Annotated in this window: 14 protein-coding genes; 7 read left to right on the plus strand and 7 right to left on the minus strand. The window is 64.6% G+C overall.

What is annotated here, in order from left to right:
• Positions 1-107 precede the first annotated feature (107 nt).
• Together polA and AC1DPF_RS00655 are read left to right on the plus strand one after the other, a co-directional pair.
• The gene (gene polA, locus AC1DPF_RS00650) at positions 108-2897 is read left to right on the plus strand and encodes a DNA polymerase I (protein WP_477866438.1); all 2790 of its coding nucleotides are present in this window, start codon (positions 108-110) and stop codon (positions 2895-2897) included.
• Entirely contained in the window at positions 2894-4381 is a 1488-nt protein-coding gene (locus tag AC1DPF_RS00655) for a lipopolysaccharide biosynthesis protein (protein ID WP_477959197.1), read from the plus strand. Before polA ends, AC1DPF_RS00655 begins: the two co-directional genes overlap by 4 nt.
• A 29-nt stretch (positions 4382-4410) precedes the next feature.
• On the opposite strand, the gene AC1DPF_RS00660 is transcribed toward AC1DPF_RS00655, so the two are convergent.
• The 3 genes from AC1DPF_RS00660 to eno form a co-directional block, all read right to left on the minus strand.
• A complete protein-coding gene (locus AC1DPF_RS00660; RefSeq protein ID WP_477959199.1) occupies positions 4411-6075 on the minus strand; it encodes an MFS transporter in 1665 nt (554 codons plus the stop codon).
• A 47-nt stretch (positions 6076-6122) separates the two neighbouring features.
• Positions 6123-7724: a bifunctional phosphoribosylaminoimidazolecarboxamide formyltransferase/IMP cyclohydrolase gene (gene purH / locus AC1DPF_RS00665; protein ID WP_477866432.1), complete on the minus strand. Its 1602-nt coding sequence runs from the start codon at positions 7722-7724 to the stop codon at positions 6123-6125.
• Positions 7725-7835: 111 nt separating this feature from the next.
• Positions 7836-9119 carry a phosphopyruvate hydratase gene (gene eno / locus AC1DPF_RS00670; protein WP_477866430.1) on the minus strand — a complete coding sequence of 428 codons (1284 nt, stop codon included), beginning with the start codon at positions 9117-9119 and terminating at the stop codon, positions 7836-7838.
• A gap of 154 nt (positions 9120-9273) precedes the next feature.
• Between eno and AC1DPF_RS00675 the strand changes: the two genes are divergently transcribed.
• The 5 genes from AC1DPF_RS00675 to AC1DPF_RS00695 all read left to right on the plus strand — a co-directional run bounded on the left by AC1DPF_RS00675 (position 9274) and on the right by AC1DPF_RS00695 (position 12093).
• Entirely contained in the window at positions 9274-9816 is a 543-nt protein-coding gene (locus tag AC1DPF_RS00675) for a hypothetical protein (protein WP_477959201.1), read from the plus strand.
• A 7-nt stretch (positions 9817-9823) separates the two neighbouring features.
• Complete coding sequence (locus AC1DPF_RS00680; protein WP_477959203.1) at positions 9824-10552, plus strand: DUF3618 domain-containing protein; 729 nt, start codon at positions 9824-9826, stop codon at positions 10550-10552.
• On the plus strand, positions 10549-11052 hold the full coding sequence (locus tag AC1DPF_RS00685) for a hypothetical protein (protein WP_477866424.1): 504 nt from the start codon (positions 10549-10551) through the stop codon (positions 11050-11052). The genes AC1DPF_RS00680 and AC1DPF_RS00685 overlap by 4 nt, the downstream gene beginning before the upstream one ends.
• Before the next feature lie 102 nt (positions 11053-11154).
• Complete coding sequence (locus tag AC1DPF_RS00690; protein ID WP_477959205.1) at positions 11155-11751, plus strand: MlaC/ttg2D family ABC transporter substrate-binding protein; 597 nt, start codon at positions 11155-11157, stop codon at positions 11749-11751.
• A 126-nt stretch (positions 11752-11877) separates the two neighbouring features.
• Positions 11878-12093, plus strand: a complete 216-nt coding sequence (locus AC1DPF_RS00695) for a DUF4170 domain-containing protein (protein ID WP_477866420.1) — start codon at positions 11878-11880, stop codon at positions 12091-12093.
• Between the two features lie 8 nt (positions 12094-12101).
• On the opposite strand, the gene AC1DPF_RS00700 is transcribed toward AC1DPF_RS00695, so the two are convergent.
• The 4 genes from AC1DPF_RS00700 to AC1DPF_RS00715 form a co-directional block, all read right to left on the minus strand.
• Positions 12102-12728 carry a rhomboid family intramembrane serine protease gene (locus tag AC1DPF_RS00700; RefSeq protein WP_477866418.1) on the minus strand — a complete coding sequence of 209 codons (627 nt, stop codon included), beginning with the start codon at positions 12726-12728 and terminating at the stop codon, positions 12102-12104.
• A 17-nt stretch (positions 12729-12745) separates the two neighbouring features.
• A complete protein-coding gene (gene greA / locus AC1DPF_RS00705; RefSeq protein ID WP_477866416.1) occupies positions 12746-13222 on the minus strand; it encodes a transcription elongation factor GreA in 477 nt (158 codons plus the stop codon).
• An 83-nt stretch (positions 13223-13305) separates the two neighbouring features.
• Positions 13306-16638, minus strand: a complete 3333-nt coding sequence (gene carB / locus AC1DPF_RS00710; protein ID WP_477959207.1) for a carbamoyl-phosphate synthase large subunit — start codon at positions 16636-16638, stop codon at positions 13306-13308.
• On the minus strand, positions 16638-16904 hold the full coding sequence (locus tag AC1DPF_RS00715) for a hypothetical protein (RefSeq protein ID WP_477866412.1): 267 nt from the start codon (positions 16902-16904) through the stop codon (positions 16638-16640). The genes carB and AC1DPF_RS00715 overlap by 1 nt, the downstream gene beginning before the upstream one ends.
• Positions 16905-16921: the final 17 nt, after the last annotated feature.

The following is a 16921-nucleotide window of genomic DNA, read 5'->3' on the forward strand; positions in this document are numbered from 1 at the left end:
TAGATTCGCGCCCGCGGACAAAGGCTGGCCGGGCCGGCGGCGATATCGTGCAATGTCCGCGCTACACCGGTTTCCCCCTGCCCCGACGCCTGCTATCCACCCGTCCCATGTCATCCAAGCATCTCTATCTGGTCGACGGTTCGGGCTATATTTTCCGCGCCTATCATCGCCTGCCGCCGCTCACCAACCGTCACGGTATCCCTGCCGGAGCAGTCTATGGCTTCACCACGATGTTGTGGAAGCTGATCAATGAGCTGCACCATGCCGACGGTCCCACGCATCTTGCCGTGATTCTCGACGCGTCGTCCAAAACCTTTCGCAACGACATGTACGACCTGTACAAGGCGCACCGCCCGCCACCGCCCGAGGATCTCGTCCCGCAGTTTCCGTTGATCCGCGACGCGGTCCGGGCCTTTTCGGTGCCCTGCATCGAAGAGATCGGGCTCGAGGCCGACGACATCATCGCCTGCTATTCCGAAGCCGCGATGGCGGCAGGCTGGCAGGTGACCATCGTCTCGTCCGACAAGGATCTGATGCAGCTGATCCGGCCGGGGCTGGACCTGCTCGACACGATGAACAACCGCCGGCTGGGCCGCGAGCATGTTCTGGAAAAGTTCGGCGTGGAGCCGGAGGCGCTGGGCGACGTGCTCGCGCTGATGGGCGACAGCGTCGACAATGTTCCCGGCGTTCCGGGCATCGGACCCAAGACGGCGAGCGAGCTCATCCGCCAGTTCGGCGATCTCGAGACGGTGCTCGCCAGCACCGACCAGATCAAGAAGCCGAAGCTCAAGCAGTCGCTGATCGACCATGCCGACAATGCGCGGCTGTCGCGCGAGCTGGTGCGACTGAAATGCGACTCGCCATTGCCGGAGCCGCTCGATGGCCTGGAGCTGAAGGGCCTGCCGCCCGAGCCGTTGCGCGCCTTCCTGGAAGACCAGGGTTTCAAGTCGCTGCTCGCCAAGGTCGGCGGCGGCAATGGCCCGGCCACGCTTCCCAATGGCGGTCCGACCATGCTCGCGCTGGCGCCCGGGCCGGAGGAGAAGCCCGCGCCGGTGGTTGAGAATATACCGTTCAATCACAAGGACTATGAGACGGTTGTCGAAGAAGCAGATCTAGACCGCTGGATTGCCGACGCTTTTTCCTGTGGACGAGTCGCTGTCGATACCGAAACCGATTCGGTGGACCCGGTACGCGCCGGGCTGGTCGGTGTCAGCCTGGCGATCGCGCCGGGCAAAGCCTGCTATATCCCGCTCGCGCATGTCGGCGACGGGCTGTTGTCGGAAACGCCAAAGCAATTGCCGCTGGCGCTGGCACTGGCCAAGCTGAAGCCGCTGCTGGAGGCGCCCGATATCCTCAAGATCGGCCAGAATATTAAATATGACATGGTCGTGCTCGCGCGGAACGGTATCCGGGTAGGGCCCTATGACGATACGATGCTGCTTTCCTACGATCTAGACGCCGGGCTCGGCGGTCATGGCATGGACGAACTCGCCAGGCGCCACTTCGAACATGCCTGCATCGAGTTCAAGACGGTCTGCGGTACCGGCAAGGCGCAGATCAGCTTTGACAAGGTGATGCTCGACACCGCCACCGAATATGCCGCCGAAGACGCCGACGTTACCTTCCGGCTGTGGCAGCGGCTCAAGGGTCGCCTCGCCGCCGAAGCCGCAACGCGCGTCTACGAATTGGTCGATCGACCGCTGGTGCCGGTTCTCGCCGACATGGAAATGGCCGGGATTCGGGTCGACCGCGAGGAACTGGCACGGCTGTCGCACGAGTTCGCGGGCGAAGCCGCTCGTCTGGAGGCGCTTATCCACGCCGAGGCGGGTACGCCGTTCACAGTCGGCAGCCCCAAGCAGCTCGGCGACATATTGTTCGACAAGATGGGCCTGAAGGGCGGCCGCAAGGGAAAGACGGGGGTCTATTCAACCGACGTCACCGAGCTCGAACGGCTTGCCGGCGACAATGTGGCGATCGCCCGACTGGTGCTCGACTGGCGCCAGATCACCAAGCTCAAGTCGACCTATACCGATGCCCTGCAGAGCCAGATCAATCCCCGGACCGGCCGCGTCCATACCTGCTTCTCGATGGCGGTGGCGCAGACCGGCCGGCTCTCCTCGACCGATCCCAATCTGCAGAACATCCCCATCCGGACCGACCACGGCCGGCGGATCCGCGACGCCTTCGTCGCCGAGCCCGGCAAGATCATCCTGTCGGCCGACTATTCGCAGATCGAATTGCGCCTCGCCGCCCATATGGCCGATGTCCCGGCGCTCAAGGAAGCGTTCGCCAACGGCGACGACATCCACTCGCTGACCGCGCAGGAGGTGTTCGGCGAGGTCAACCGCGACACCCGCGCTCGCGCAAAGACGATAAATTTCTCGATCCTCTACGGCATATCGGCCTGGGGCTTGGCTGGCCGGCTCGAAGTCTCGCGCGAGGAAGCGCAGGGAATGATCGACCGCTATTTTGCCCGCTTCCCCGGCATCAACCACTATATCGCGGCCACGCTGGGCCAAGTTCGCGAACAGGGCTTCGTGACGACCCTGTTCGGCCGCAAGACTCATTTGCCGTGGATCCGCAGCGCCAAACAGGGCGAACGGCAGTCGGCCGAGCGCCAGGCGATCAACGCGCCGATCCAGGGCACCTCCGCCGACATCATCAAGCGGGCGATGATCCGAATGAATCCCGCACTCGCGGCTGCCGGGTTGGGCGACGTCAAGATGCTGCTGCAGGTCCACGACGAACTGGTGTTCGAACTCGCGCCCGACCAGGCCGAGGCCGCGTCGGCAGTGATCCACGACGTCATGGCCAGGGCTGCGGAGCCTCTGGTCACCTTGTCGGTTCCGCTCGGCGTGGAGATCGGCACCGGCCAAAGCTGGGGCGCGGCGCATTGACGCCAGTTCCTGAGCCGCCGGAGGCAGGCGACGACATCAAGGCCCTGGCGAAGGGCGGCCGGACGAATTTCTTCGGCTTCCTGCTGCGCCTGGCCGCGCGCCTGCCCTTCCTGTTCATCGCCGGACGCTGGTACGGCGCCGACGCTCTCGGCCGCTTTGCCTATGCCGTGATCATCGTCGAATTCGTTGCGACGCTCGCCACGCTCGGCCTGAAGCGCGGCCTGGCGGCGCAACTCTCGGCGACCGATCGGCCCCATGTCCATGTCGTATGGGACGCGTTGCTCGTTGCGGCGGTCGCTTCGGCCATCGCCGCGACGGTGCTCGGCACGCTGCCTGAACTCATGTTCCCCAATAGCGGCATCAACGGCCTGGAATGGCTGCTGCCGCTGACGATATTCGCGCTCGCCTGGTCGGATATCTCGCTCGCGGCGCTGGCCTATCGCCTGGACATCGCCGCCACCGTGCGTGCGCGGTCGGTCATCGAGCCATGGACGATCAGCATCGCCGCCTTCGCATTGGCCTTCTACTCGCTCCGCGATGGTTTGATCATCGCCTATGTCATCTCAATGGCGGCAGCGCTGGTCGCCTCGATCTGGCCGCTGCTGAAAAGTTTCGGCCGGCCGCGCGGCTGGCGTCCCCGCCCCGCATCGCTGTTCTCGCTTGCTCGGCGCAACGTCCCGCTGGCCGCCGCCGATGCCATAGAATGGGGATCGCGCCGCCTCGACATCGCGATCCTGGGACTGTTCTTTTCCCCGGCGATCGTCGGCATCTATTATGTCGCGCAACAGGTCGCGTCGCTGCCGCAAAAGCTCAAGACGAGCTTCGATCCCATCCTCGGGCCGGTGATCACCCGCAATCTGGAGATCGGCAACCGCCAGGCAGTTGCGAAACAGGTCGCGCAGGTCGGCTTCTGGATCATCGCGGCACAGGCGGCGATCGGGCTGGCGCTCGGTATTCCGGGCGAGGGCGTCATGGGCCTGGTCGGCCCCAACTTCGTCGGGGGAACGGGCGCTCTCGCCTTCCTGTTGCTCGCCGAAGTGGTGGCGGCGACCGCGGCGGTGTCCGAAGCCGCGCTGATCTATGTCGCGCGCCACCTCAACCTGTGGATCTCGATCGGCATGATCGGCATCCAGATCATGCTCAGCTTCGCCATCGTGCTGATCTTGCGCGACGAACTCGGCGTGCCGCCGCTCTGGCAGGCGGCAGGTCCGGCGATAGCGCTGGCCATGGCATTGGGAATCGCCTCGATCATGAAGGCGCGGCTGCTCTCATTCCTGCTGCAGGCCCCGGTCTCGGGCTGGCGCTGGCCGCTGATCTGGGCTGCGCTAGCGGCCGGCATCACCGGAACTCTCGCGACGCACCTCCCCGAATGGCTCGAGCTTTCGCTGGGCATCCCCGCGATCCTGCTGACCTTCGGCATCGTGATCTGGCGCTTCGGCTTCACCAGCGAAGACCGCATGCTGTTCCGCCTGAAGCAAGCCTGAGCGCCTGAAACTACGCCGAGTGTCTAGGGCTAGCTGCCCTGAGGTGGGAGCGGCAGCAATATGCCCCGGTCAGGCACATCCTCGCTCCAGCGAACCGAGCCATAAGGCCGCTCCAGCATGCGGCGGATGGTCACCTCTCCCCCCTCGTGGAAGGCAAGGGCGCGGTCCCAGAGGGCGACATCCGCGGCGGTAAGGCGGCTGCGTTGACGCAGATAATCATGCCAGGTCGGGATGTGATAGCGCTCGATCCAAAGTTCCGGATCGCCAACGTCCCGCGACAGCGACCATGCATAGGCACCGGTGCGATGCCGGATCGGCTCCATGTCGAGCATCGCCGTATAGAATGCGCGCGCGCGATTGGCGCGAACTCGGTATTCGATGGTCAATATGACCGGCCCGCTGCGGCCGCTGACCTCCAATTGGACGTCCGGCTCGCTCGGAACGAGATCGGGATCGCGCTGCTCCTCGATTTCCGGCATCCGCAGCACCAGCCCCACGGTAGCCGAAAGGATCATCGTGCTACCGGACAACATCATCGCAAAACCGGTACCATGATCGGCTGCGACATGGCCCCAGACCCAGCCACCGATCGAGAGGCCGGCGCAGATGGCAGTGCTAAAGGCCGCGAGCGCTCTCGCGGTAACCCAGCGCGGCGACGACACCTGAATGCTGATGTTGCTGATCGCCATCAGGATCATCCACCCGGCCCCGGCGCCGAGCAGCAGCAGGCCAGTCATCAGGCGATCGCGGCTGAGCCCGATTCCAAACATGCACAGCCCGACGAGAACGAGGCAGGCCGCGGCGGTCTGTTCCTCGCTCAGCCGATCCTTGACCCGCGCCATCACCAGCGCGCCCAGCACCGCGCCGATACCGAAGCAGCCGAGCAATATCCCGTATAACGATGCGCCGCCGCGGAGCAGTTCGCGGCTGACGAGCGGCATCAGGGCGGAGATCGACGCACCGATCATGCCGACCATCAAGGTCCGCAGAAACACCGTCCGGATCGGCGGAGAATGGATCGCGAACCGCACGCCGGAAATGATGGCGCGTCCCAGCGCTTCGGGTGGCAGCCGCGATGTTTCCGGCGGCCGCCGCCACAAAAACATCACGATGATCATGGGAAGATAGGCAAGCGCGTTGAACACGAAAGCCGCCAGGACCCCGGCGATCGCCACCAGCAGCCCGCCAATGGCCGGACCGAAGCTGCGCGCGATATTATAGCTGATCGAGTTGAGCGTGATAGCCTGGGGAAGCGCACTAGGCGGCACCTGCTCGCCGACGGAAGCCTGCCACGCCGGCGACAGCAGAGCCGTGCCCGTGCCGACGATGAAGCAGAACAGCAGCAGCAAGCCCGGCGTGAGAAGTCCCAGGACGGTCACCAGGCTTAGACCGATCGCACCGAGAAAGGCGATGCCGAGCGCGACCAGCGCGATCTTGCGGCGATCATAGCTGTCTGCGATCGCCCCCGAGGGAAGAGAGATCAGCATCAACGGAGCGAAGGTGGCCGACTGTACCAGCGCAACCATATCCGCCCGTCCCGTCAGCTGCGTCATCGCCCAGGCGGCGCCTACGCCTTGGATCAGCGTGCCGAAGTTTGAAAACAGGCTGGCGGTCCAGATCCGGCGGAACAGCGGCTCACGCAGCGGCCCGAACGTCCCTTGGCGCTGGTTCGCTTCGCTATAGTCCTCGGCCATGTCCAACGCTCCCTGCCCTCTCCTAAAGGCAGGCGGCGTCGCCCGGGTCAATGCCGGAAGTGGCGCATCCCGGTGAAGACCATTGCCAGCCCAGCCTCGTCCGCGGCGGCGATCACCTCGGCATCACGGATCGACCCGCCGGGCTGGATGACGGCCGTGGCGCCCGCGTCCACTGCCGCCAGCAAGCCGTCCGCGAAAGGGAAGAATGCGTCGGAGGCGACCGCAGAGCCAATGGTCCGCGGTTCGCGCCATCCCGCCTTGTCGGCGGCGTCCTTCGCCTTCCAGGCGGCAATGCGGGCGGATTCGAGGCGGTTCATCTGGCCGGCTCCCACGCCTGCGGTCGAGCCGTCCTTGGCGTAGACGATGGCGTTGGACTTTACATGCTTGGCGACCGTCCAGGCGAACAGGCAATCCTTGAGCTCCTGCGCGCTGGGTTCCCGCTTCGTAACGACCTTGAGATCCGCTTCGGCGATCCGGCCATTGTCGCGCGACTGGAACAACATACCGCCAGCGATGGTCTTCATCGCAAGCCCAGGGCGCGCGGGATCGGGAAGCTCGCCGGTCAGCAACAGCCGGAGATTCTTCTTCTTGGCGAACACCGCCCTGGCGTCCTGATCGGCGTCGGGTGCTGCGACCACCTCGGTAAAGATGCCGCTGATCGCTTCGGCAGTCTTGCCGTCCAGCGGCCGGTTGACCGCGATGATGCCGCCGAAGGCCGACACGCTGTCGCAAGCCAGCGCAGCCTCATAGGCTTCGATGAGCGTCTCGCCGGTGGCAACGCCGCACGGGTTGGCGTGCTTGACGATCACCACCGTTGGCGGTCCGTCGCGAAACTCGCTCACCAGCTCGAGCGCGGCGTCGGCATCGTTGTAGTTATTGTAGCTGAGCGCCTTGCCCTGGACCTGGGTTGCCTGGGCGATGCCGCGCGCGCCCGGGCCGACCGGAACATAGAGCGCGGCCTGCTGGTGCGGGTTCTCGCCGTAACGCAGCTCTTCCGCCTTGCGGACTGGCACCGACAGCGTGTCGGGGAAGAACTGGCCCTGATCGGCATGCGCGAACCAGGAGGAGATCATGGCGTCATAGGTCGCAGTCGCGGCGAAGGCCTTGGCAGCGAAACGCTTGCGCATGTCGAAGCTGACCGTGCCGCCGCTCGCAATGATTTCCGCATAGTCGGCGGGATCGGTCGCGATCGTGACATAGGCATGGTTCTTGGCCGCAGAGCGCACCATGGACGGGCCGCCTATGTCGATATTCTCGATGATCTCGTCGCGCCCGGCGCCCTTGGCCACCGTCTGCGCGAAGGGATAGAGGTTGACCACCACCAGGTCGATCGCGCCGATGCCGTGCTCGGCCATCGCACGGGCGTGCTCGGGATCGTCGCGCACGCTGAGCAGTCCGCCATGAACCATCGGATGAAGGGTCTTGACGCGGCCATCCATCATCTCGGGAAAACCGGTGATGTCGGACACGTCCTTCACCTCCAGGCCGGCGTCCCGCAGCGCCTTGGCGGTGCCGCCGGTCGAAACGAGTTCGACCCCCCACCCGGCCAGAGCCCGGCCCAGTTCGACGAGCCCGCTCTTGTCGGACACCGATAGCAGCGCGCGCTTCAAGGTAACGATGTCGGGAGCGGCTGTGGTGGGGGTTTTCATGCGAAGATCCTGGTTGGGATGTTTGATATCGTCATCCCAGCGAAAGCTGGGATCTCACTCCATCTGTAGCGAGAAAGAGAGATTTCAGCTTTCGCTGGAATGACGTCGAAATCAGCGAAGCGCCTTGATCGCCCCGCGGCCGGCATAGGTCGCGATTGTGCCGAGTTCTTCCTCGATGCGGATGAGCTGGTTGTACTTGGCAAGCCGATCGGAGCGCGCCAGGCTGCCGGTCTTGATCTGTCCGCAGTTGGTGGCCACGGCGAGGTCGGCGATCGTCGAATCCTCGGTCTCGCCGGAGCGGTGCGACATCACTGCGGTATAGCCCGCGCGCTGCGCCATGTTGACCGCCTCGAGCGTCTCGGTCAGCGTGCCGATCTGGTTGACTTTGACGAGCAGCGAGTTGGCCAGGCCATCCTTGATCCCCTGCGCGAGCCGTTTGGGGTTTGTTACGAACAGGTCGTCGCCGACCAACTGGCATTTGTGGCCGATCTTGTCGGTCAGGATCTTCCAGCCCTCGAAATCATCTTCGCCCATGCCATCCTCGATCGACACGATCGGATAACGCGCGGCGAGATCTGCGAGATAGTCGGCCATTTCGGCCGGGGAGCGCTTCACGCCCTCGCCGTGGAAATCGTAGACGCCGTTCTTGAAGAACTCGGTTGCTGCGCAATCGAGCGCCAGCACGACATCGTCCCCGGGCCGATAACCCGCCTTCTCGATCGACTGCATGATGAAGTCGAGCGCATCGGGTGCCGAGGCGAGATTGGGCGCGAAGCCGCCCTCGTCTCCGACCGCGGTCGCCAGGCCCTTGTCGTGCAGCGCCTTCTTCAGGGTGTGGAAGATTTCCGAACCGCAGCGAACCGCATCGAACAGCGTCGGCGCACCGACCGGCATGATCATGAATTCCTGGAAATCGATCGGATTGTCGGCATGCGCGCCACCGTTGATGATGTTCATCATCGGTACCGGCAGCACCGACGCCGAAACCCCGCCGACATAGCGGTAGAGCGGTAGCGCGCGTGCTTCGGCAGCCGCACGGGCCACCGCGAGGCTCGCGCCCAGGATGGCATTGGCGCCGAGTCGGCTCTTGTTGGGGGTGCCGTCGAGTTCGATCATCCGGGCATCGATTTCGCCTTGGTCCTCGGCTTCCATGCCGATGATGGCGTCGGCGATATCGTCGTTGACGGCATCGACCGCAGTTTCGACGCCCTTGCCGAGCCACTTCTTCTTGTCGCCGTCGCGCTTCTCCACCGCCTCATAGGCGCCGGTCGAAGCGCCGGACGGTACCGCTGCACGGCCGAAACTGCCATCCTCCAGGGTCACGTCGACTTCGACGGTGGGATTACCCCGGCTATCGATGATCTGGCGGGCATGGACGTCGACGATGGCGGTCATGTGCGCGAATACCTTTGCTGGTGGACGGTAGGTTGCGCGCGCTCTATCCGCGCGGCTTGAGATAGGCAAATATGAAGTCGTTTCGGATCTGGAAAAGGAACGCTATTCTCCCCACGTGGTTGATGGACTGACTTCCCAAATGGAGACGATCGACATGGCGACCGACAATCTGAACGAGGGCAGCGGCAGCGCTGCCGAAAGCCCGTTCGAAAGCGCCCGCAAGGCGTTCGGCGACACCGCATCGAGCTTCACCGAGCAGGCCGCTTCCCGGGCGCGGGACTATGCCGGCCAAGGCAAGGACCGTGCGGTCGAGGCGCTCGACAATGTAGCGAGCCTCGTCGGCGACGCGGCGAACCAGGTCAGCGGCAAGCTCGGCGATCAATATGGCGGATATGTCCAGCAGGCTGCCGATGCGGTCAGTGGCCTCGCCAACACGCTGCGCGACAAGGATGCCGACGAACTGATCGACGATGCCCGCAACGCTGTCCGCAGCTCGCCTGCCATCGCGATCGCCGCGGCGGCGGCGGTCGGTTTCCTGGCGGCCAGGGTGGTGAAGTCGGGCTTTACGCCCAAGGCCGCGAAGGCAGCGCCCGAAGATGCTGCTGTCGCGCCGCGCAAGAACGCGCCGGAGACGGTCCACACGGGCGATCCCGTGTCAACGCCGGGCGCGCCGGACTTCATACCGCCGATCAGCTGATCCTTTGTTGCCGGGGCCAGAGCAGGAACAGGAAACGATCGGCGCGCTGCTCGCGCGGCTGTTCGACGACGCGCGCACGGTTGCCAAGGCCGAGCTCACCTTGTTCCGGACCGATTTCTATAGGCGCATCGGCCGCGCGCGCACTGGCGCGCTGCTGTGCCTGATCGGCGCGATCATGGGCCAGGCGGCGGCCGTGACCTTCCTTGTCACCCTGTCCTTCGTGCTGACGCCCTGGATCGGGCGCCTCGGGGGGGCAGCGGTGTCGGTGGCGCTGGGTGTCGGCCTCGCCGTCTTCCTGGTCCGTGCCGGCGTGAAGAAGTTGATGCTCGTCGTCGAGGATATCGACGACGAGCAGAATGACGACGGCAAGGGGGTAAGCCGGCTCGAAGAGCTCTTCGCCAGCATGCGGGAACGCTCGCACCTGGCGCGCGCCGAACTGGCCGAAACCGTGGGAGCAGCCCAGGCGCGACTGCATCCGCAGGCTCTGCTCGCCGATCTCGCCGACGAGGTGGTGGATCGGGCGCAGGCTTTGACTCACGCTGCGCTCGCCGCCGTCCGCCGTCGGCCCGCAAGGGCAACCGCTGTGGCCGTCACCATCTTGCTGCTGCTGGTGCGCCCGCCCATCTATCGGTTCGTGACCGGGCTTGGCCGTGCAACCCGGCGAAGCGCGGCGAGTTTGAAACGCCAACAAGCTGCGCGATCGTCCCGATCGCAAGACGAGGAGACAGGCTCATGAAGACGCCAGGCAAGGGTGAGCAGGGCAAGACCGGCCGGGGCAAGGCTGCCTCCGGCACGGAAAGCCGGAATAATCGGGCCAGGCCGGCAGCGAAAGGCGCAGCCGGCATCAAGGCGCGCGCCACCCGCGTTACGGCGGTTGCGGGCGAGAAGCTCAAAGGCAGCAGCGCCGCCGCACGCGCGGCGAGCCGGAAGGCCGTCGAGGGCGTCGACGCCTTTCCGGTGGCAGCGCTGGTGGGAGGCGTGGCGCTAGGCGCGGTGATCGGAGCGCTGCTGCCGCGCACGCGCCAGGAAGAGCAGTTGCTCGGATCAATCGGTGGCTCGATCAACGACAAGGCCAAGGGCGCGGTCACCGCGGCTCGGGAGGCCGGACAGGCGAAGCTGGACGAGCTCGGCATCAGCAGCAATTCGGCCGGCAAGACCGTCGGCAAGCTGATCGACTCGATCGCTCAGGTCGCGGAAACCGCCGGCAGCGCGGCCGTCGACGCCGTTCGCCGCTGATCGCTTCGGAACGGCCACGGTTCAATCAGGGTTCATGGCGCCGCTTCTAGGGCGGTCCCCAACGGCGCGCCTATGGCGAGCCCATGCAGAAGAAGGCACATAATGAAGACCATTTTGTATATTGCCGGCGCGGCGCTGATGTCCGGCACGATGATGACGGCCCCGATCGCGCCCGCACGGGCGGCCGTGGTCGCCAACCAGGACGCCGGCACGTTCATATCGTCGCTCGGCACCGAAGCTTTCGCAGTGCTCAAGACCGGGAACAAGACCGCCGTGCGCGCCAAGTTCCGCGATCTTCTGTCACAGCATTTCGCCATCGATGCGATTGGTGAGCGTCTCATCCGTCGCTGGTCCAGCCAGATCACGCCGGCCCAGAAGGCATCCTATAAGCAGGCAATCCCGACCTTCATCATCGGCACTTATTCCGATAATCTGTACGACTATGCCAATGCGTCGATGAAGGTGATCCGCACGGCGCCGGCAGGAAGCGGCTTCAACGTCACCACGCAGGTCCAGAAGCCCGGTGCCCAGCCGATTACTGCCGTATGGTCGGTCGCCAACGTCGGCGGCGCGTTCAAGGTTACCAACCTGACCGTCGCCAATATCAACCTGGCGGTAACCCAGGGGCAGGATTTCGACGCGATCATCCAACGCAAAGGCATCAATGGCCTGATCACCATGATGAAGGCGCGCGGCTGACCTCCGCTTGGTGACGGCAAGCTCGCGGCGCGCCGTCACCTTGCATAACGACCTTCCAATTGCGGCTGTTTTTCGACAGGAGGTGGCGGATGGCTTCGCCCCTGTGGCGATCAACGGAGTATCGGCATGAGCAAGATCCACCTGGTTTTCGGCGGGCGCGTCAAGGATCCGCGGGGCCTCGATTTCGAAGACCTGTCCAAGATCGACGTCGTCGGCTTCTTCGAGGACTATAAGAGCGCCGAGAAGGCCTGGCGCGGCGCCGCTCAGCGCACGGTGGATGACGCCGAGATGAAATATGTTGTGGTCCACCTCCACAAGCTGCTGGAGCCGGACCTGGCGTAGCTCTCACTTCAGGCTGGGCGCCGTTCCATTGCCAGCAGCGGCCGGATCAACGCCAGGCCTGCGATAAATCCGCCGACATGCGCGGCCGTCGCGATCGCCATGCCCATGATCCCCAATGCCATCCCCATCAGGAACTGCACGCCGACCCAGGCCACCGCCAGCCAGAGGATGTTGACGGCAAGCCCGATCCGCGGATGGGCCGCAAAGCCGCGCGGTCGGCCATAGAGCAGCGCATAGGCGCCGAACACCGCCGAAACGGCGCCACTCGCCCCGATCATCGGTGCCATGTCATAAGGGCCAACGAGATATTGCGCGCCCGCCGCCGCATAAGCGCCCACGACATATAGGATGGCGAGTCCGAGCGGCCCGATGACCGCCTCCACCATCCGCCCGCAGAAGACGAACATCAGCAGGTTGAAGCCGATATGGAACAGCCCGCCATGCAGCAAGGTGGCGGTCAGCGGGGTGATCCAGACCGGAAGCGCACCGGGCAGTTCGAAGCCGCTCACCCGCGCGGGCACGAAACCGCCGAGCAAATCGGCGCTGTCAGCCCAACCGGACAGCATCAACAACACATAGCTCGCCACCGTCGCGGCAGCGATCAAGCCGGTGGCGCGCGTTGGCGGCAATCGCATCGCTGCCGCCGTTCGGTTCAGATGAACTCGATCTTCGACACGACGTAGAAACGGTCACCCGACGGCACCGTCACCTCGACCTCGTCGTCCACGCGCTTACCGATGAGGGCGCGGCCGAGCGGCGAATTATAGGAGATCTTGCCCGATTTGGCGTCCGCCTCGGTCTGTCCGACAATCTGGTAGCGGACCGGCTTCTCGTCGTCGTCGAGCAGGGTGACGGTCGCGCCGAACACGATCTTGTCACCCGACAGATCGCGCGGATCGATCACCTGGGCACGGCTCAGCCGGTCCTCGATGTCCGCGATTGACGCTTCGATCTGTCCCTGGCGTTCCTTGGCCGCATGATATTCGGCATTTTCCGACAGATCGCCGTGCGCACGAGCTTCCTCGATCGCATCGATGATCGTCGGCCGTTCGGCCTTGAGGCGCGCGAGCTCTTCGGTGAGCATCTTCTGCCCCTCCGCCAGCATCGGCATCTTCTCAACGCTCGCCATCGTCCTCAAACCCCTTCGTCAAAAGCCGCAATCCCCGGCCGGCCCCATTCGGGCCGCCCGCACCGTCTCCTGCAATGTGGGGATCAGGCGTGCGATGCTGAATAATAGGATTGAAGCGCGCGTACTTCAAGCTTGCGCTCCCTGAGCGCCTCTATCGCCTGCGCCGCAGCGACGCTGGCCGCCGCGGTGGTGAAATAGGGCACCCGCCCATAGAGTGCCGACGTGCGGATCGCCTTGGAATCGAGCAGCGACTGCCAGCCTTCGGTCGTGTTGAAGATCAGGTCGACATCGCCGTCGACGATCCGGTCGACGATGTTGGGCCTGCCCTCGCGCTTTTTCAGGACCGTTTCGACCTCCAGCCCCTGCGCGCGCAGATAGGCGGCGGTGCCGCTGGTCGCGAGGATCGTGAAGTCCATCGCGATCAATTTCTGAACCGCCGGCAAGATCGGGCCCTTGTCACTCTCCTTTACCGAGACGAAGGCCGTGCCGCCGAGCGGAAGCTTGGTGCCTGCTCCCAACTGCGCCTTGGCGAAGGCGGTGGCGAAATCGCTGTCGATGCCCATCACCTCGCCCGTCGATTTCATCTCGGGGCTCAGCACCGGATCGACGCCGGGGAAGCGCGCGAACGGAAAGACCGCTTCCTTCACCGCGATATGGGCGATGTCGAGGCTGATCTTCGGCAGGTCCTTCAGCTTCTCGCCGGCCATCACCCGCGCCGCGAACTTGGCGATCGGCTCGCCGATTGCCTTGGCGACGAAGGGCACGGTGCGGCTCGCCCGCGGGTTCACCTCTATCAGGTAGACCGAACCATCCTTCACCGCGAACTGCACGTTCATCAGCCCGCGCACCGACAGCGCCCGCGCCAGTGCATCGGTCTGCTTCTCGATCTCGTCGACGATGTCGCGCGACAGGCTGTAGGGCGGCAGCGAGCAGGCGCTGTCACCCGAATGCACGCCGGCTTCCTCGATATGCTGGAGAACGCCGGCGACCACGACATCGTCACCGTCGCAGATCGCATCGACGTCCACCTCGATCGCATCACGCAGATACTGATCGATCAAAACTGGCGAATCACCAGATACTTGCACCGCAGTGTTAATATATTGATCGAGCTGCACCGGATCCTCGACGATCTCCATGGCGCGGCCACCCAGCACATAGGACGGGCGCATCAGCACGGGATAGCCGACCCGCTCGGCGACGGCGAGCGCCTCCTCGCGGCTGCGGGCAAGGCCATTGCGCGGCTGCTTTAGCCCCAGCTTGCCAACCAGATCAGCGAAGCGCTCGCGATCCTCGGCGAGGTCGATCGCGTCGGGCGAGGTGCCGAGAATCGGGATGCCCGCATCCTCGAGTTCCTGTGCGAGCTTGAGCGGAGTCTGGCCGCCGAACTGGACGATCACGCCCTTCAGCGTCCCGTTCGACTGCTCGACATGCAGGATCTCCAGCACGTCCTCGGCGGTCAACGGTTCGAAATAGAGCCGGTCGGACGTGTCGTAATCGGTCGAGACGGTCTCGGGATTGCAGTTGACCATGATCGTCTCATAACCTGCATCGGCCAGCGCGAAGCAGGCGTGGCAGCAGCAATAATCGAACTCGATGCCCTGCCCGATCCGGTTGGGACCGCCGCCGAGAATGACGATCTTCTCACGGTTCGTCGGCATGCTCTCGCACTCGGGCGTGCCGAAGCTCGGCGCCTCATAGGTCGAGTACATATAGGGCGTCTTCGCCTCGAACTCGGCCGCGCAGGTATCGATCCGCTTGAACACCGGGCGCACGCCGAGCCGGTGGCGCAGCGCGCGCACCTCCTTTTCGGTGATGCCGCCGGTCAACGCCTTCGCCGCATCGTGGACTATGCCCGATCCGCGCGCCTGCTCGCGCGCCATGCCCGCGAGATTGGCCGATTGCAGCGCCAGCCAGGCGAGCCGCTTGTCCGAGAAGCCCATCGCCTTGAGACGGCGCATCCCGGCGGCATCCCGCGGCAATCCATCGCGGCAGACCCGCTCTTCGGCAGCGACGATCTCGGCGAGCCGTTCGAGAAACCAGGGATCGAACTTGGAGATGCGGTGGATCTCCTCGACGGTCATCCCCTCGCGCAGGGCCTGGGCCGCGACGAGGAAGCGATCGGGCGTCGGCCGGGCGAGCTCCTCCTCGATCGCCGACCTGGACGCACCGCACAGGCTTTCGACGATGTTGAAGCCGGCAAGGCCCGTCTCCAGGCCGCGCAGCGCCTTCTGCATCGATTCGTGGATGTTGCGGCCGATCGCCATCGTCTCGCCGACCGATTTCATCGCCGTCGACAGCAGCGGCTCGGCCCCCTTGAACTTCTCGAAGGCGAAGCGCGGGATCTTGGTGACGACATAATCGATCGTCGGCTCGAACGAGGCCGGGGTCGCCCCGGTGATGTCGTTCATGATCTCGTCGAGCGTATAGCCCACGGCAAGCTTGGCGGCGACCTTGGCGATCGGGAAGCCCGTCGCCTTGGAGGCCAGCGCCGAGGAGCGCGACACGCGCGGGTTCATCTCGATCACGACGAGCCGCCCGTCCACCGGGTTCACCGCGAACTGGACGTTCGATCCGCCGGTTTCGACGCCGATCTCGCGCAGCACCGCGATGCTCGCGTTGCGCATGATCTGATATTCCTTGTCGGTCAGCGTCAGCGCTGGGGCGACGGTGATGGAATCGCCGGTATGAACGCCCATCGGGTCGATATTCTCGATCGAACAGATGATGATGCAGTTGTCGTTGCGATCCCGCACGACCTCCATCTCATATTCCTTCCACCCGAGCACCGATTCCTCGATCAGCACTTCGGTGGTCGGCGAGGCATCGAGCCCGCCGGTCACGATCTTGAGGAATTCGTCCTTGTTATAGGCGATGCCGCCGCCGGTGCCGCCCATGGTGAAGCTGGGCCGGATGATCGCCGGCAACCCGACATTGTCGAGTGCACGCAGCGCCTCGTCGAGTGTGTGGGCGACGTCCGAGCGCGGGCTTTCGAGGCCGATCTTGTCCATCGCCTGACGGAACTTCATCCGATCCTCGGCCTTGTCGATCGCCTCGGCATCGGCGCCGATCATCTGGCAGCCATATTTCTCGAGCGTGCCGTCGTTGAACAGCGCGAGCGCGGTGTTGAGCGCGGTCTGGCCGCCCATCGTCGGCAGGACCGCGTCGGGCCGCTCCTTCTCGATGATCTTGGCGACGATCTCCGGCGTGATCGGCTCGACATAAGTGGCGTCGGCCATGTCCGGATCGGTCATGATCGTCGCAGGATTCGAATTGACGAGGATGATGCGATAGCCCTCCTCGCGCAGCGCCTTGCAGGCCTGCGTTCCCGAATAATCGAACTCGCACGCCTGCCCGATCACGATGGGGCCCGCGCCGATGATCAGAATGGAGGATATGTCGGTGCGTTTTGGCATTATCGGGCTTTCGAACGAGGCGCTTTGTCGGGGAAGATGATCCGCGTACCGGGATGGTCCTGCACGATCCTGGTCAGCAGGCAGCCGGTCGTCTTGCGGCGAGCAACCTTTCGCGACTTGAACTTTATATTACCTGTTTTCAATAACTTGTAGGACAATCTATCCACGGCGCAGAGATCGGCCATGGTGTCGAGCTCGCCCTGGGTGATGCGGCTCGCGCTACGCTCAACCGCTCCCGCCGGCATGGCGATGCCGACCAGCGCCACTGCTGCAAGCCACGCCT

This window comes from Rhizorhabdus sp. P4_G6, assembly GCF_056401045.1.

Coding starts and splice junctions, on each gene's coding strand:
- polA (WP_477866438.1), top strand. CDS start 108: ATGTCATCCAAGCATCTCTATCTGGTCGACGGTTCGGGCTATATTTTC.
- AC1DPF_RS00660 (WP_477959199.1), bottom strand. CDS start 6,075: ATGGCCGAGGACTATAGCGAAGCGAACCAGCGCCAAGGGACGTTCGGG.
- purH (WP_477866432.1), bottom strand. CDS start 7,724: ATGAAAACCCCCACCACAGCCGCTCCCGACATCGTTACCTTGAAGCGC.
- eno (WP_477866430.1), bottom strand. CDS start 9,119: ATGACCGCCATCGTCGACGTCCATGCCCGCCAGATCATCGATAGCCGG.
- AC1DPF_RS00675 (WP_477959201.1), top strand. CDS start 9,274: ATGGCGACCGACAATCTGAACGAGGGCAGCGGCAGCGCTGCCGAAAGC.
- AC1DPF_RS00685 (WP_477866424.1), top strand. CDS start 10,549: ATGAAGACGCCAGGCAAGGGTGAGCAGGGCAAGACCGGCCGGGGCAAG.
- AC1DPF_RS00690 (WP_477959205.1), top strand. CDS start 11,155: ATGAAGACCATTTTGTATATTGCCGGCGCGGCGCTGATGTCCGGCACG.
- AC1DPF_RS00695 (WP_477866420.1), top strand. CDS start 11,878: ATGAGCAAGATCCACCTGGTTTTCGGCGGGCGCGTCAAGGATCCGCGG.
- AC1DPF_RS00700 (WP_477866418.1), bottom strand. CDS start 12,728: ATGCGATTGCCGCCAACGCGCGCCACCGGCTTGATCGCTGCCGCGACG.
- greA (WP_477866416.1), bottom strand. CDS start 13,222: ATGGCGAGCGTTGAGAAGATGCCGATGCTGGCGGAGGGGCAGAAGATG.
- carB (WP_477959207.1), bottom strand. CDS start 16,638: ATGCCAAAACGCACCGACATATCCTCCATTCTGATCATCGGCGCGGGC.